Raw genomic sequence first — 14,703 nt, forward strand, 5'->3', positions numbered from 1 at the left:
AAAAGGCTTTAAAACTTTGAACTTTACAAAATTAAATTTAAATAAGAGTTTCTTATCAAACCTAGAATCTTTAGGTTTTAAAAGTATGACTCAAATACAAGAACTTTCTTTACCTTTACTTCTAGAGAATAAAGATGTTATTGCTCAAGCAAAAACAGGTTCTGGGAAAACAGTATCTTTTGGAATTCCTTTAGTGAATAAATTAGATGTAAAAAACTTTAGAATACAATCTTTAGTTCTTGCACCTACAAGAGAACTTGCAAACCAAATTGCAGTAGAAATTAGAAGATTATCAAGACATATCCATAATGTAAAGGTTCTTACATTAACAGGTGGAGTTCCATATAATCCTCAAGTATCTTCTTTATTCCATGGAGCACATATTATTGTTGGAACTCCAGGAAGAGTATTAAAACATATTAAAGAAGAAAATATTAATTTTGAGAATCTAAACACTTTAGTATTAGATGAAGCAGATAAAATGTTAGATATGGGATTCTTTGAAGATATCAGCACTATTATTGAATCACTTCCTCAAAACAGACAATCTATGTTATTCTCTGCAACTTATGAAGAAGGAATTGAAAAACTATCTAAAGGTGTTTTAAATAACCCAACAATGGTAGAAGCAGTAGTAACAGAAAAAGTTAGTATTGAACAAAGATTCTATGAAGTACAAGAAAGTACTAAAGTATCTTTAATTTCACCTCTAATTTCATCAAATAAAGCAAAATCTATTTTAATCTTCTGTAATACTAAAATCAAATGTGATGAAGTAGCAGATGAATTAGATGCTTTAGGATTAGATGTTCTTACATTACACTCTGATTTAGATCAAAGAGATAGAGATGAAATTATTACTTTATTCTCTCATAAGTCATATCCTATATTAATAGCAACAGATGTAGCCTCAAGAGGTTTACATATTGATGATATTGATTTAGTAATTAATTATGATTTAGCTAGAGATGAAAAAGTACATACTCATAGAATCGGTAGAACGGCAAGAGCTGGAAAAGGTGGATTAGCAGTTTCATTATATACTGAATATGAAGATGATAAAGTTGATGAAATTAAAGATTTCTTTGATGATATTAAGTTTGATAATATCACTAATATTGAAGATGATTTAACATTCAAAATTGACAGTGATTATAGAACACTATTTATTAATGGTGGGAAAAAACAAAAACTAAGAGCTGGAGATATTCTTGGAGCTTTAACTGCTGGATGTGGTTTACCAAAAGATAGTATTGGTAAAATCAATTCAATGGATTTTTGTTCTTACGTAGCAGTAAAAAAAGAATACATAAAAAAAGCTTTTGATGGATTAAGCAATAATAAAATCAAAGGTAAATATTTCAGAATATTTGAAAAATAGAAATTTAACTAGAAAGGCTTCTTTCTAGTTTCTTCTAATATTATAAAATAATAACTATCATAATTCTTAATAATCTACTATAATAAACAAAATGTTACGTGTCAAATATATTATTTAGTTTACTTTCTATATAAATTTTATTTTAAGATGACAGCCAATATAATACAAATAACTAAATAGGGGCTAATTTATGATAAATAATTTATTAAAATTTTTTTTATTAAAAAACACACTTTTCCTTAAAATCATTTTAGTATTTACTTTACCCGCTATTGGAATGTTGTATTTTAGTAGTGTTTTAGTTTATGAAAAAATTGATACATTAGCTGAAGTTTCAAATATTCAAAAAAATATACAATATATTAATGCTACTCAAAAATTAGTTGATTCTCTCGAGAAAGAGAGAGGTTATTCAGCTATATATTCAGGCGCAGAAAAATTCAAAGAAAAGTTAGACAAACAAAGAATTAAAACAAATGAAATGTATGCTAATTATTTAAAAAAATCTATACATTTTAAAAATCAAACAGAAATTGTAGTAAATATAAAAAAAGTACAATCAAATTTTTATTCTCTAGAATTAATACGAAATGAAGTGAATAATAAAAAAAATAACTCTTTTGAAAGTTTTAAAAAATATAGTTATTTAAATGAATTATTATTAGATAGTATTTATTCTTTAAGACCAATTCATTTTGCTGCTGAGTTCAATAATAAATTTTCATATTTATTAAATTTATTATTACAAAATGAATATATTGCAATTGAGAGAGGTTTATCTTCTATTTTAATTACTTCAAAAATCAATAACCCTGAAATTCATAAAGAGTTAATAAAATCATATACTAAGCAACTTATTAATAAAAAGCAGTTTTTATTAAAAGCAGAACTTGATGAAGTTAATAAATATAATCAAGAGTTAAAATTAACTACAGAAAATGATATTCAAGAAATAAGAAAAAAATTAGAATCATACAGAAGTAGGGATTATCCCGATATCAATGTTTGGTGGGATTTATCAAGTCAAAAAATTGATTCTTTAGAAAATGTATATGATTATGTAACTGTAAAAGTATTAAAGTTAGCAAGGGATTTGGAGAATGACGCTTATTTAGCACAAATTCTAAGTCTTACTTTTTTATTAGTTTCTTTTATCACTTTGATTTCTCTTTTATTTGTATTAAGAAGTATTATTTTTAATGAACAAAGAAGTTTTACTAAAATTAAAAAACAACAAGATGTATATAAACTTCTAAATAAAACAAATAAATTTTTATTAAAGATTGATAATGAAAAGTTATTGTTTAATAAAATATGTAAATTAATATCAGAAAATAATAGTATGACTTTTGGTTTTATTTATAAAAAGACTAAAGAACATAATATGAAATTAATTGCCCAACAAGGGGAATTAAAAGAACTGCTTACTACTAAACTTATAGATGAGAATAATAAAAATGACAATCTTATCACTAAAGTTTTAAATGAAAAAAGGAATGTAATTATTCCTGATTTTGAAGTAGATAATATTTCTGTTCTTTCAGATGTTGCAAGTTTATTTGATATTAAATCTGCTGCTGCTTTTCCTATTATGAAGTTTAATAATATTGTTTCAGTACTAGTTTTATATTCAAATGTAAAAAACTTCTTTGATGAAGAAATAGAAATACTATTTGAAAAAATGATAAATGATATGACCCATGCTTTAGAAAAAATGGATTATGAAAAAAATAGATTAAAACAAGAAGCAGAATTAAGACTAGCTTCTTATGCTTTTGAATCAAATGAACCAATGATTATTACAAATAGTGAAGCTTCAATAATTAATGCAAATACAGCATTTTGTAATGTAATGGGTTATACGAAACAAGACGTAATTGATAGAAATCCTAATATGTTTAAATCAAAACATCAAAATAAAGAGTTCTACGATAAGTTATGGTCTGATTTATTAAATGAAGGCTCTTGGAGTGGAGTTATTTATAATACTAAGAAGAATAAGGAAAAAATTCCTTTACGTTCAACAATTACTGCTATTAAAGATGATAATGGAGATATAACACACTTCTTAGGTCAATATATAGATATTAGTGAAGATATTGATAAACAAAAAGTATTAGAGTACCAAGCAACACATGATAACTTAACAGGTTTACCAAATAGGCTTTTATTATTAGATCGAATTGAACATGCAATTACTAAAGTTACTAGACATAATATTTTAGGTGGTTTAGTATTTATTGATCTTGATAACTTTAAAAAAATCAATGATACTTTAGGTCATGATGTTGGAGATAGCCTTTTAATTATGGTTGCTAAAAAAATAAGAGAAACTGTAAGAGAAGAAGATACAATTGCTAGAATTGGTGGGGATGAGTTTATTGTACTTGCTGATTGTATTGGAGCTTCAAAAGAAGAAGCTAAATTTAATATGCAAAGATTATCAGAGAAAATTAAATTTTCACTAAATAGTATTATGGAAATAGATGGGCATAAAAATATATCAACTCCAAGTATTGGGGTGACTTTATTTAGTGATGCTTCTATTGGTGCAAAAGATATTATCAAACAAGCTGATACAGCAATGTATGTGGCTAAAAAACAAGGTAAAAATTCTATCGAGTTTTTTGACTAATTGCTAAAAATTTAAACTTATGCTAAAATTCGCCTTTAGATTAAAAAAAGGAATTATAATATGAAATCAGCATCAGCTAGACATTTATTAGTAGAAACAGAAACACAATGTAATGAATTAAAACAAAGAATTGAAAACGGTGAAAAATTTGAAGATATTGCAAAAGAATTTTCAAAATGTCCATCAGGAGCTCAAGGTGGAGATTTAGGTACATTCTTCCAAGGACAAATGGTTCCTGAATTTGATGCAGTAGTATTCAATGAAGACTTAAATGTAGTACATGGTCCAGTTCAAACTCAGTTTGGATACCACTTATTAGAAACTACAGCTAGAAACGACTAATTTATTTTTAAAAGAGAAGTTTATCTTCTCTTTTGCCTAACTTTTAAAATACCTATAAAACACAACTCCCTTTTATATATTTTCCAAAACATAATATTATAAATTTAAATTATATTAATAACAATAATAATATTAAGTTTCCTTATTGTATTATTTTAATAATGATTATCAAAATAATAAAGGAATACCATGTTAAGAAAAATACTTTTAAGTTTCGCAGTTTTACTAACTACAAATCTATGGGCTAAAAAGACTGACAAGATCGTTGTTGCAGGACCTTTTGCAACAGTATCTCATCCAATGATTTTAATGCAAAACAATGATGTACTAAAAGACTTAGGTAAAGAAATAGAATTTAAAGTTTGGAGAAATCCAGATGAATTACGAGCACTAGCATTAAATTCTGATGTAGATTTTATTGCAGTTCCTACTAATGTTGCTGCAAATTTATATAATAAAGGTGTTGATATAAAACTTCTAAATGTCTCGGTTTGGGGAATATTAGGAATGTTAACACGAGATAAAAGCCTTAAAAAACTTTCTGATTTTAAAGACAAAGAAATTGTAATGCCATTTAAATTTGATATGCCTGATATTGTATTTAAAGAGATTGTAAAAGCCCAAGGTTTTGATTATAAAAAAGATTTTAAATTAAAATATGTAGCTAGTCCAATAGATGCAATGCAAATGCTAATAATGAGACGAGTTGACCATGCTTTACTTGCAGAACCTGCTACTTCTATTGCTTTAAGAAAAACAAAATCTTTCCCTTTAAAAGTTGTTGCACCTGAATTGTATAGAAGTGCTGATTTACAAAAAGAGTGGGGTGAAGTATTTAAAATAGAATCAAAAATACCACAAGCAGGAATTGCTTACCTAGGAAAAACTGAGGGAAAAAAAGAGATTATTGATAGATTTATGCTTGAGTATAAAAAAGCATTAGCTTGGTATAAAAATAACCCAGAGAAGTCATCTGAAATTATTGTTAAAGCCTTACCTATGTTAGAAGAAAAAGGTCTTGCTGATTCTATAAAATATGTGAATATTGATTCTGTTAAATCTACTGACTCTCAAAAAGATTTAGAGTTTTTCTTTGATATTTTAAAACAGAGTAATCCTAAATTAATTGGTGGAAAATCTCCAGATTCTAATTTTTATTACAAGTATTAATGATATTTATTCTCATTATTGATATTAATCAATGAGATAAATTTATATTAATACTAGAATACAACAATTTTATAAATAAGGAAAAAAATGAAAAAGAATATATTGCTTTCAACAATAGTATGTTTTTCTATATTAAATACTGCGAATGCTCAAAACCTAGGTGAAATTACTGTTTCAACTGCTACAAAAACAGAAAAATCAATTGATGGAGTAAGTGCATCTGTTGTTGTTATTACTCAAAAAGATATTCAAAAAACTGGTGCTAGTACATTAGATAAGATTTTAAAAAAAATACCTTCTATTAATGCTCAATTTGCAAGGTTTCCTCATCCAAGTTCTGCTTCAAAAGCTGCAATTTCTTTACGAGGAGTTGGTGCTAATGGAACACTGATTTTAATTGATGGGAAGAGATTATCAGGGGAGACAGAAAGCCCTTATGAAATGACAAGAATATCAGCATCTATGATTGAGAGAATTGAAATTGTAAAAGGTTCAATGTCAACTCTTTATGGTTCAGATGCAATTGGTGGAGTTATTAATATCATTACAAAAAAGATTGATAAGAATATTTCAACACTTGATATGAAATATGGTGCAAATTCTAATGGGGATGCTAAAAATAAAAATATCAACTTTACTACAAGTGGAAAAGTAAATACTTTTAAATATAGAGTTTATGGCTCTTACAATAATACAACACCGTTCACAAAATCTAAATCATATTCTCAAATTGCAACTAATCCAAACTCTGGGGCAGTAATTGCAGGAGATGCTCAACATGGAGTTGCTGGAGATTTTGGAGTAACGTATAGAGATGAATCAACAGTAAAAACAATTGGAACAAGATTTGAAAATGATTTTTCTGATAACTTTACTTTAGGTTTTGATTTAAATTACTTTATTGAAAAAAGAAATGGTATTTATTTAGGTAATGCAAAATATGTAAATGCTGGTACTCCTATTTTAGTTAAACAAACACCAATTGATTCTAGAGATGAAAATAGAAGATTAGATATATCTACAGATATGAATTATTTTATTAATGATGATTTATCTATTGATGCAAAAGTTTATAGATCTTATTATAAAAAAAGAAACTATACTAATGCAATTAATTTCAATGGTCCTACAAATACTAAATTTAGTGCAAATGTTACATTTGATACTTTTGAATCAAATATTAAATATGGACTAAATGAAAATAACTTCATTACAACAGGAGTTGAGTATAGAAAAGAAACTAGAGATTCAAGTGCTATAAATCCTGTTCCTTCTTCTAGTGAATTTATTACTAAAACAGCAAAATATAAATCTTTATTTATTCAAGATGAGATTGCTTTCTCTGATACTTTAAATGCAACAATTGGTGCTAGATATGACAATATTTCTAGTTTTGATAATAAAGTTACTTTTCAAGCAGGACTTGTGAAGAACTTAAGTGAAAATACAAGTATTAGAGCAAATTATGCGCAAGGATATAGAACACCTGATGTTGCAGAATTATTTGTTGTTGCTCCAAGCTTTAAAGATGGGAAAAGATTTGGTGCTGATGTAATCTTTGGTCCTAAAACTACTGCTTATGATTTAAAACCAGAACAGTCTCAGACTTTTGAGATTTCATTATCTAATAGAAGTGAATCTACGTCATCACAAATTACAATCTTTAATAATAAGATAAAAGATAAAATTGAATTAGTATCATACGGTACTGGTGCTGCTAAATATTATACTTCTGAGAATTTAGAAAAAGTTGATATTAAAGGTGCCGAAGCTTCATTATCACATGAAGTAAATGATAAATTAGGTGTAGCTCTAAATGCTACATATTTAAAATCTGAAGATGAAAGTACACAAAAAGAGCTTTCATTTACACCAAATATTTCTGCTTCATTTAGTGCAAATTATGACTTTACATCAAAGTTTTCAACTAATTTAATACTTAGATATATTGGAAAACAATATACAGATTCTTCTAATACTACAAAAGCAGATGCTTATAATTTAGTGGATATTTCTGGAAAATATGAAGTTAAGAAAAATGTTGAACTTTATGCAGGTGTAGATAATATTTTTGATAAAGAACTAGATACTGTTTTAGGTTCAAACGTTGGAGTATATTATTTCACTGGTGTTAAAGTTAGCTTTTAATGAAGTTCATAATTAAATTACTAAAAGACTTCCCAGCCTATTTATTTTCAGGTTGGGGAGCTATTGCTTCTATTTTACTTTTTATTGCCTGTTGGGATATAGGAAATCAAGTTTATGGAAATTTAGTTTTACCATCACCTCTACAAACTTTTCAAACTTTGTTTTTAATGCTTCAAGACCTAGAGGTTTGGAGTGAGATTAAAACTACAATATATAGAGCTTCTATAGGCTTTTCAATATCTTTTCTAATAGGAACTACCCTTGGATTATTAGCAGGCTTTTTTGCAACTGCTTCAATTATGAGTAGACCAATAGTTACTATATTAGTTGGAATGCCTCCAATTGCTTGGATTGTATTAGCAATGATTTGGTTTGGTATGAATGACCAAACAGTAATATTTACAGTTGTCGTAGCTTCCTTTCCTATAATTTTTGTAGGAGCCTTACAAGGAACTAGAACAATTGAAGGGGATTTAAAAGAGATGGTAGATTCTTTTAATTTACCTTTTTATCAGAAGTTTTTGAATCTATATTTTCCTCATATTTTCTCTTATGTTTTTCCTGCTTTAATTTCAGGACTTGGTATGTCTTGGAAGATTGTTGTAATGGCTGAGCTTTTAGCTTCAAACTCTGGAATAGGTTACTCTTTATCAATTGCAAGAGCTCAGTTAGATACGCCTACAGCTTTAGCATTAGTTGTTATTATGATTGGTACTTTGATGATTATTGAATATATAATTTTAGAACCTATAAAAAGAGAGGTTGAATCATGGCGAGATTAGAAGTACAAAAAGTAAATCACTCTTTTGGTTTTACTGAGATTTTAAATGATATTAACTTTACTTTAGAAAAAGGAGAGGTTTTATCAATTGTAGGTCCTAGTGGTGGTGGAAAAACCACTCTTTTACACTTATGTGCAAAACTTCTAAAACTAGAAGAAGGCAAAATAAAAAACTCTTTTAAAAGTTCTTCCTTTGCTTTTCAAGAACCAAGACTTCTTCCTTGGAAAAATGTACTAGATAATATCTCTTTGGGTTTAATTGCAAAAGGTGAGAAGAAAAAAACAGCACTTGAAAAATCAAAAAAGATTGCTTTACAATTTGGTTTGGAAGTTGAGGATTTTGAGAAGTTTCCAAAAGATTTAAGTGGTGGAATGAGACAAAGAGTCTCTTTTGCAAGAGCTTTAGTCGTTGAACCTGAGCTTTTATTTTTAGATGAGCCTTTTTCTGCTTTAGATATTGGTTTAAAAAAAGAGTTACAAAATATATTAATTGAGAAAATAGAAAATAAAGAGTTATCTATTCTATTTATTACCCATGATTTAATGGAAGCTATTAGATTAAGCAATAAAGTCTTATTACTAAAAGCAGATCCTGGACAAATAGTAAAAAGTTTTGATTATGATATTTCTCACAAACAAAGAAATGACGAGTTTGTTTATAATGAATGTGCAAAGTTATTGCAAGATAATACAATCATCTCAACATTTGAATTGGAGTTAAAATAATGGCAAATGCAATGAAACATTATATGTATTATCCAGATGATAAAAATGTACCAATATATCTAGCTTATGGTTTTAGAATTATCTTTTTACTTCTAGCTCCTTATATTGTAATCTCTTCAATTTTATGGGGATTTGTATACTCTGGAATGATTCCTTTTTTTACTGATGATATTTTAACTTGGCATATTTATGAGTTTTTATATGGTATTGGAATTGCAGGAATATTGGCTTTTTTACTTACTGGATTACCTGAAATGTATCCAGGTTCTGTTCCTATTATTGGAAACAAACTAAAAATGATTACAGCTTTATGGTTAAGTGGAAGAGTTAGCTTCTGGTTTATTGATTATCTTAGTATTTATATAGTTTTTATTTTGAATGTATCTATTTTATTATGGATTTTAGTTTGGGCTTTTAAACCTGTGGTTTTAGATAAGTTCCAAAAACACTCTTCAATTGCTTATACTATATGTGCTCTGTTTTTTGTGCAAGTGTGGTTTTTCTTATCACAGATGTCATTAGTTCAAAGTGATTCTTTGGCTATTTTAAAAGTGGCATTAGGATTGTTTATGGTTTTAATTCTTTTAGCGTTAAGACGAGTTAATATGGAAGCTTTAAATGAAATTATGGAAGATAAAAATATTGATGATATATTTTTAGCAAGAAGTTTTAGATATAACCTAGCTATTTTTACTGTTTTATTATATACAGTAGGGGAGTTTTTTTATGAAGGAAATTCTGCTTTAGCATGGATTGGTTTTGCTTGTGCTTGTGCTATTATTTCTATACTAAATGACTATATTTTAAAATATGAATCAATACTATTTGAGCCCTTTGTGATTTTTTTATCATTGGTAACAATTTTAATGAGTTTAGGTTATGGTTTTATTGCTTATGATATTTTAGATGAGTCTTTATATGCTATAAATCATTTTAGACATTTTTTAACTACTGGTTCTTTTGGAATTGCATTTTTTGTCATAATGGTTGTAATTTCAACAGTTCATACTGGAAGACAATTAACATCAAATATTTATATAGTATTAGGAATTTTATTTATATTAGCCTCTACACTTATTAGAGTATTAATACCTTTTTATGAAGAGTATACAATTCTAGCATACGTGAGTTCTTCAATTCTTTGGGCTTTGGCATTTGTACTTTATATGATTAAATATTTTCCATATTTATTAGCTAAAAGAGCTGATGGAATAAAAGGTTAGAAAAGAGTTAATAACTCTTTTCTAGTTTTTGTTTTTTATTTCTAAACATCAAAATTATTGATATAAATATAAAAATAAAAGAAGTTATACTTGTGTATAAAAAAGCTTTAGCTTCTTTTTTTACTTCAATTTTAAAGCCCTTATTAGGAGCTGGCCCATCTTTTACTACATCATTATCTCTTACAATTAAATATACCCAATAAGATTCATTTGGTATATTTGTAATAAGACCTTTTTTTGAGAGTTTATCTTCAAATAAAACTCTATTATCAATCATAGAAATAAGTTTTATTTTATTTCCAGCTAAAGCTCTTTTTGATTTTTTGAAAAAAGCATTTATATGGATTTTGTCGTTTTCTATTTTTTTTACTTCTAATTCTACTCCTGCTATTTTATGTGCAAAAAGAGTTGTTGTAAATAAAAGTAAAAAAATAGATATTACTTTATTGATTTTCATATCTATCTCCATCATATTTATAAAAGAAAGGTATTTTCTTTGAAGTTTTTGTAAAAACAAAAAACAACAGTGCAAAAACTAATAGTGTTAAATCTACAAAAAAAACTTCATTTAAATTTGCTTTGAAACTAAGCCATGGGTAATAACCTGTACTTATTCCATGATAAACTACTGTTAAAATCAGAAATATTGAAGAGATAAATAAAAGGTGATTTATTACTTTTAATACATTGTCTTTTATTACTGCATAAAGCAAAGTGGCTGCCCAAAAACTATAAAATGAACCCTTTAACCAAGTGATTCTCTCAAACATATCAAAAGGTAAATACCAATATAAAAACATTAATAAACAAGATGCTGGAATAACTCCAATCATTGTAGCCATTGCTAGTTTGTTTAAAATACTGTAATACTTCTCATCTGCTTTGGCTTTTTTAGCTTTTTTTTCACTATAAATTAAAAAACCAAAAGATAGGGATACGGCCATGATAATTCCAAAAATAAAATAGATTATTCTAAGAACTAATGTTTCATCAGGAATAAAATGTAAAAAATAAAAAGTGGATAATATTCCATTTGTGATATTTGCATTAGCTAAATCTTTTTTATCTAAAACTTTTCCATTTACTGCACTTAATTCAATATACATTCTATTTATTCTTCCAGAGATATATCTATTATCTTTTAGATATCCAGAGAATTTTATTTTTGCATTTTCTTCATTCCATGATTGTAGTTTGATTTTATTTATTTCTAAATTTACAAAGTTTTTTTGTGCAAGTTCTTGCAGTTTATTTATACTTAACATCTCAGTTTTTCTTGAAGCTTCAATTTTTTTATCTCTTGGAAATAAAATAGGTCCAACTAACTGTCTAAGACTTGTTTCTTGTGTATTTGAAGCGCTATATGCAATAGGAGAGGCTGAACTTAGCATAAATCCTAAAAGTGATCCAGTTAAGGCAAATATTAGAATAAATGGAAGTAAACTCAAACTTAGGTTTTTATGCCATTTTAAATAGAACTTCTCTTTTTTTGTACTTTTCTTTTTGTTGCTTAACCAAAGAATAACTCCACTTAAAGATAAAAATATCATTAGAATTGAAGCAATTCCCATAAGAACTATTCCTACTTTTGGAATATTTCTTCCTATATGTATTTCATTAAAAAAATTACTTATAAAATTTGTTTCATTTTGTGTATTTAGTATTTCATTTGTATTTGGATTTATATATATTGTTTTTGATTTATCGTCATTTATAGCTAGAGCTTTATCTCTAAAAGAGGGTAGTGAAATTTCAATATTATTATTTAAATCTTTTTCTTTTATGATTTTAGGTACTAAAATGTCAAGGTCTGTTTTTTCATATGAAGAGACAAAATGCCTTGATGGATTTTCCCAAGTATTTATATATGGTAAGAACACTGTTATTGTTCCAAAATATGTTGCAATATAAAAAAGAAAAATTGCAAATAAGCCTAGAATTGTATGTGCGCGCATTAGATATTTTAGATTTATATTATTTAGTCTCATTAAAATACCTTTATAGAAAAAATTAATGAAACTACTAGGAGAACAAAAGTAAAACAAATCTTTTTAATAGCTAATATTCTAGTTTTTGAAAACAGTATCCATATACCATAAAAGGACATTAGTATAGGAGTCAGTATCATTGAAGGAATTATTTTTAGTGCAAAATCCCCTATAATAATTGAAGATAATAACATTGTTGTTAAATAGCTTAATAATACTGCGCCTATACAGGCTAAAGCTGCATGAACTAAGCCAATTTTTGACTTAGATTCATACATAAAGTTTTTAGTTTTTTCTAACATTTCTTAACTTTTAGAACTTGTAAGATAGTGTTAACTTCATATTTCTTCCAGCTTCATAATCCCCGAAGAATGCACCTCTTCCTGAGCCTGTTGATGAGGCATGTGAAATAAACTCTTTATTAAAGATATTATCAACTCCTGCAATTACAGATAAGTTTTTGATAGTTTCTGGTGTATAGTTTACTGCCATATTATGTACAGAATATCCTGGTTTATTTTCAATTCCATTGATACTTCCTATATCTTTCTCTTTTTTTACAAAAATAGAGTTCCATGATGTATTTATATTAGGTGTAACTTGATAATTTAGATTTAAACTTAAGCTATCCCCTGGTTCATAGTTCGTAGATTTGTTTGTTGCTGTAAAATTTGAATTAGAGTGAGCATATGTTAATAATGAGCTAAAATCTCCTAGTTCATATTTAAAACTAGCTTCAACCCCATCTAAATCTAAGTCACCATTATTAGCTTTTGTTGCATACCATGTTCCAGATACATTTGCCCAGTTAGTTACAATAGTATCTTTGATATTTGTTCTAAAGTATTTTACAGATAATCCAATATTATCAGCACCTAATACATTATCTTTGATATATCTAAATCCTATTTCTTTATTTATCCCTGTTTCAGCTTTTAAAGATTTAACTTCTGTACTTACTGTTCTTGATGAATCTAATACATCAACCATTTCAACACCTTTGTAAAGTGTTGTTGCACTTGCAAGTAATGTTAGATTATCACTTATTAAATATTCAGCTGCTAAACCATAAGTGAATTTATTATCTTTAATTTTTCCATAAGCTCCATCAAAATCATAATGATTAAATCTAATTCCTGGTGTTAAAACTAAACCATTGTCAAAATCAATTGCATCTTCAATAAATAAAGCTGATGATTTAGCTTCTTCTTTTTCCCCATATGCTGATCCTGCCCATGTTACATCACTTGATTGTTTATCATAAATACCACCATAAGTTAGTGTATGTAAAGTATTTCCAACATCTATATTAGATTGTGCTTTAGAGTTTAATCCAAGAGTTTTTACTTCACCTTTTAACTCTCCACTAAATGTAGGTCTAGGACTTCTTCCAACCCATGTTTCATGTCTTTTTAATTCATTAGTATTTGAATACACTGTTGTATCTAATAAAATCTTTTCCCCTAAATCAAGTTTATGTTTTAAAGTAATTGTATTTCTTGTATATTCTGTTGGGAAAGTTACTTCTCCTCCTGAGATTGTTGTATTTGCAGTTGAGCTAAAGTTTGGTCTTGGTAGATAATCACCTTCATCTTTTAGTTTGTCATAAGATAATGAAATGCTCTGATTATCATTAATATCATAAGAAGCTTTTAATAAGGTATTTTGGTTTTTACCCTTAATTCCATATGTGTCTTCTCCTGATGGATATTGCCAGTTCCCTCTATCTAAGTAGTTATGATAAACTAAGAAATTTAAGTCTTCACTTGCATTTCCATAGGCTGTAATTGAACCAGAAAGGCTTTTGTTTGAGTTATAAGATGAAGATATTCTTGCTCCAAAGTCTTTACCTTTTTCTAACATTTCTCTTCCATCTTTTGTTTCAAAGGCTACAGAACCACCAAGACTTCCATTAATTACAGAGTTAGTACCTACTTGGATATTGGCTTTTTTTAAAATATCTGGATTGATTAACATATTTCCAATATGGTGGAACATATTTGCATTTTGTACTTTAGCTCCATCAATTGTAATATCTAGGTCATCATCTTGTAAACCTCTAATATTAATTCTATTATTAATAGAGTGAGTTCCCCCTACATCAACTCCTGGAATATCTCTTAATAAATCACTTAAGTGATCTGCTTGTTTTGTTGCAATTGACTCTTTTCCTAAATTAATTGATGAACTTACAACTTCTGTTTCCCAAACATCAACCTGTGCTAATTGATCTGCTTGTGCATTAATTGTTGAAATGCTTAGAGCTGCAACGGCACTTAATAATATACTTCTTCTCATTATTTTCCTTT

The 14,703-nt window shown here is 27.3% G+C and carries 12 protein-coding genes; 8 read left to right on the forward strand and 4 right to left on the reverse strand.

The annotated features are described in order from the left end of the window. Window positions 1–16: 16 nt before the first annotated feature. The 8 genes from dbpA to ALEK_RS06305 all read left to right on the forward strand — a co-directional run bounded on the left by dbpA (window position 17) and on the right by ALEK_RS06305 (window position 10,406). Entirely contained in the window at window positions 17–1,381 is a 1,365-nt protein-coding gene (dbpA, locus tag ALEK_RS06270) for an ATP-dependent RNA helicase DbpA (RefSeq protein WP_071626001.1), read from the forward strand. Window positions 1,382–1,571: 190 nt separating this feature from the next. Further along, window positions 1,572–4,016: a diguanylate cyclase gene (locus ALEK_RS06275; RefSeq protein ID WP_071626000.1), complete on the forward strand. Its 2,445-nt coding sequence runs from the start codon at window positions 1,572–1,574 to the stop codon at window positions 4,014–4,016. Between the two features lie 60 nt (window positions 4,017–4,076). Next, on the forward strand, window positions 4,077–4,358 hold the full coding sequence (locus ALEK_RS06280) for a peptidylprolyl isomerase (RefSeq protein WP_071625999.1): 282 nt from the start codon (window positions 4,077–4,079) through the stop codon (window positions 4,356–4,358). Between the two features lie 189 nt (window positions 4,359–4,547). After that, window positions 4,548–5,528 carry an ABC transporter substrate-binding protein gene (locus tag ALEK_RS06285; protein ID WP_071625998.1) on the forward strand — a complete coding sequence of 327 codons (981 nt, stop codon included), beginning with the start codon at window positions 4,548–4,550 and terminating at the stop codon, window positions 5,526–5,528. 87 nt (window positions 5,529–5,615) lie between these two features. After that, window positions 5,616–7,676, forward strand: a complete 2,061-nt coding sequence (locus ALEK_RS06290; RefSeq protein ID WP_071625997.1) for a TonB-dependent receptor plug domain-containing protein — start codon at window positions 5,616–5,618, stop codon at window positions 7,674–7,676. Continuing rightward, window positions 7,676–8,458 carry an ABC transporter permease gene (locus ALEK_RS06295; RefSeq protein WP_071625996.1) on the forward strand — a complete coding sequence of 261 codons (783 nt, stop codon included), beginning with the start codon at window positions 7,676–7,678 and terminating at the stop codon, window positions 8,456–8,458. The genes ALEK_RS06290 and ALEK_RS06295 overlap by 1 nt, the downstream gene beginning before the upstream one ends. Beyond that, window positions 8,446–9,183 carry an ABC transporter ATP-binding protein gene (locus ALEK_RS06300; protein WP_071625995.1) on the forward strand — a complete coding sequence of 246 codons (738 nt, stop codon included), beginning with the start codon at window positions 8,446–8,448 and terminating at the stop codon, window positions 9,181–9,183. The genes ALEK_RS06295 and ALEK_RS06300 overlap by 13 nt, the downstream gene beginning before the upstream one ends. Then, a complete protein-coding gene (locus tag ALEK_RS06305; RefSeq protein WP_071625994.1) occupies window positions 9,183–10,406 on the forward strand; it encodes an NnrS family protein in 1,224 nt (407 codons plus the stop codon). Before ALEK_RS06300 ends, ALEK_RS06305 begins: the two co-directional genes overlap by 1 nt. Before the next feature lie 7 nt (window positions 10,407–10,413). Here the strand turns inward: ALEK_RS06305 and ALEK_RS06310 are convergent, their stop codons facing one another. From ALEK_RS06310 to ALEK_RS06325, 4 genes are read right to left on the reverse strand one after another with little or no spacing between them, the layout of a single operon-like run. Then, window positions 10,414–10,863, reverse strand: a complete 450-nt coding sequence (locus ALEK_RS06310) for a hypothetical protein (protein ID WP_071625993.1) — start codon at window positions 10,861–10,863, stop codon at window positions 10,414–10,416. Further along, on the reverse strand, window positions 10,850–12,361 hold the full coding sequence (locus tag ALEK_RS06315; protein ID WP_173424121.1) for a PepSY-associated TM helix domain-containing protein: 1,512 nt from the start codon (window positions 12,359–12,361) through the stop codon (window positions 10,850–10,852). Before ALEK_RS06315 ends, ALEK_RS06310 begins: the two co-directional genes overlap by 14 nt. 32 nt (window positions 12,362–12,393) lie before the next feature. Further along, entirely contained in the window at window positions 12,394–12,696 is a 303-nt protein-coding gene (locus ALEK_RS06320) for a hypothetical protein (protein WP_071625991.1), read from the reverse strand. A gap of 10 nt (window positions 12,697–12,706) precedes the next feature. Further along, a complete protein-coding gene (locus ALEK_RS06325) occupies window positions 12,707–14,692 on the reverse strand; it encodes a TonB-dependent receptor domain-containing protein (RefSeq protein WP_071625990.1) in 1,986 nt (661 codons plus the stop codon). Between the last annotated feature and the right edge of the window lie 11 nt (window positions 14,693–14,703).

The sequence above is a fragment of the Poseidonibacter lekithochrous genome, from assembly GCF_013283835.1.
GTDB classification, from domain to species: domain Bacteria; phylum Campylobacterota; class Campylobacteria; order Campylobacterales; family Arcobacteraceae; genus Poseidonibacter; species Poseidonibacter lekithochrous.

Bases quoted from the DNA above. Each gene is read 5' to 3' on its own strand.
- ALEK_RS06275 (WP_071626000.1), top strand. From the start codon at position 1,572: ATGATAAATAATTTATTAAAATTTTTTTTATTAAAAAACACACTTTTC.
- ALEK_RS06280 (WP_071625999.1), top strand. From the start codon at position 4,077: ATGAAATCAGCATCAGCTAGACATTTATTAGTAGAAACAGAAACACAA.
- ALEK_RS06285 (WP_071625998.1), top strand. From the start codon at position 4,548: ATGTTAAGAAAAATACTTTTAAGTTTCGCAGTTTTACTAACTACAAAT.
- ALEK_RS06290 (WP_071625997.1), top strand. From the start codon at position 5,616: ATGAAAAAGAATATATTGCTTTCAACAATAGTATGTTTTTCTATATTA.
- ALEK_RS06295 (WP_071625996.1), top strand. From the start codon at position 7,676: ATGAAGTTCATAATTAAATTACTAAAAGACTTCCCAGCCTATTTATTT.
- ALEK_RS06300 (WP_071625995.1), top strand. From the start codon at position 8,446: ATGGCGAGATTAGAAGTACAAAAAGTAAATCACTCTTTTGGTTTTACT.
- ALEK_RS06305 (WP_071625994.1), top strand. From the start codon at position 9,183: ATGGCAAATGCAATGAAACATTATATGTATTATCCAGATGATAAAAAT.
- ALEK_RS06310 (WP_071625993.1), bottom strand. From the start codon at position 10,863: ATGAAAATCAATAAAGTAATATCTATTTTTTTACTTTTATTTACAACA.
- ALEK_RS06315 (WP_173424121.1), bottom strand. From the start codon at position 12,361: ATGCGCGCACATACAATTCTAGGCTTATTTGCAATTTTTCTTTTTTAT.
- ALEK_RS06320 (WP_071625991.1), bottom strand. From the start codon at position 12,696: ATGTTAGAAAAAACTAAAAACTTTATGTATGAATCTAAGTCAAAAATT.
- ALEK_RS06325 (WP_071625990.1), bottom strand. From the start codon at position 14,692: ATGAGAAGAAGTATATTATTAAGTGCCGTTGCAGCTCTAAGCATTTCA.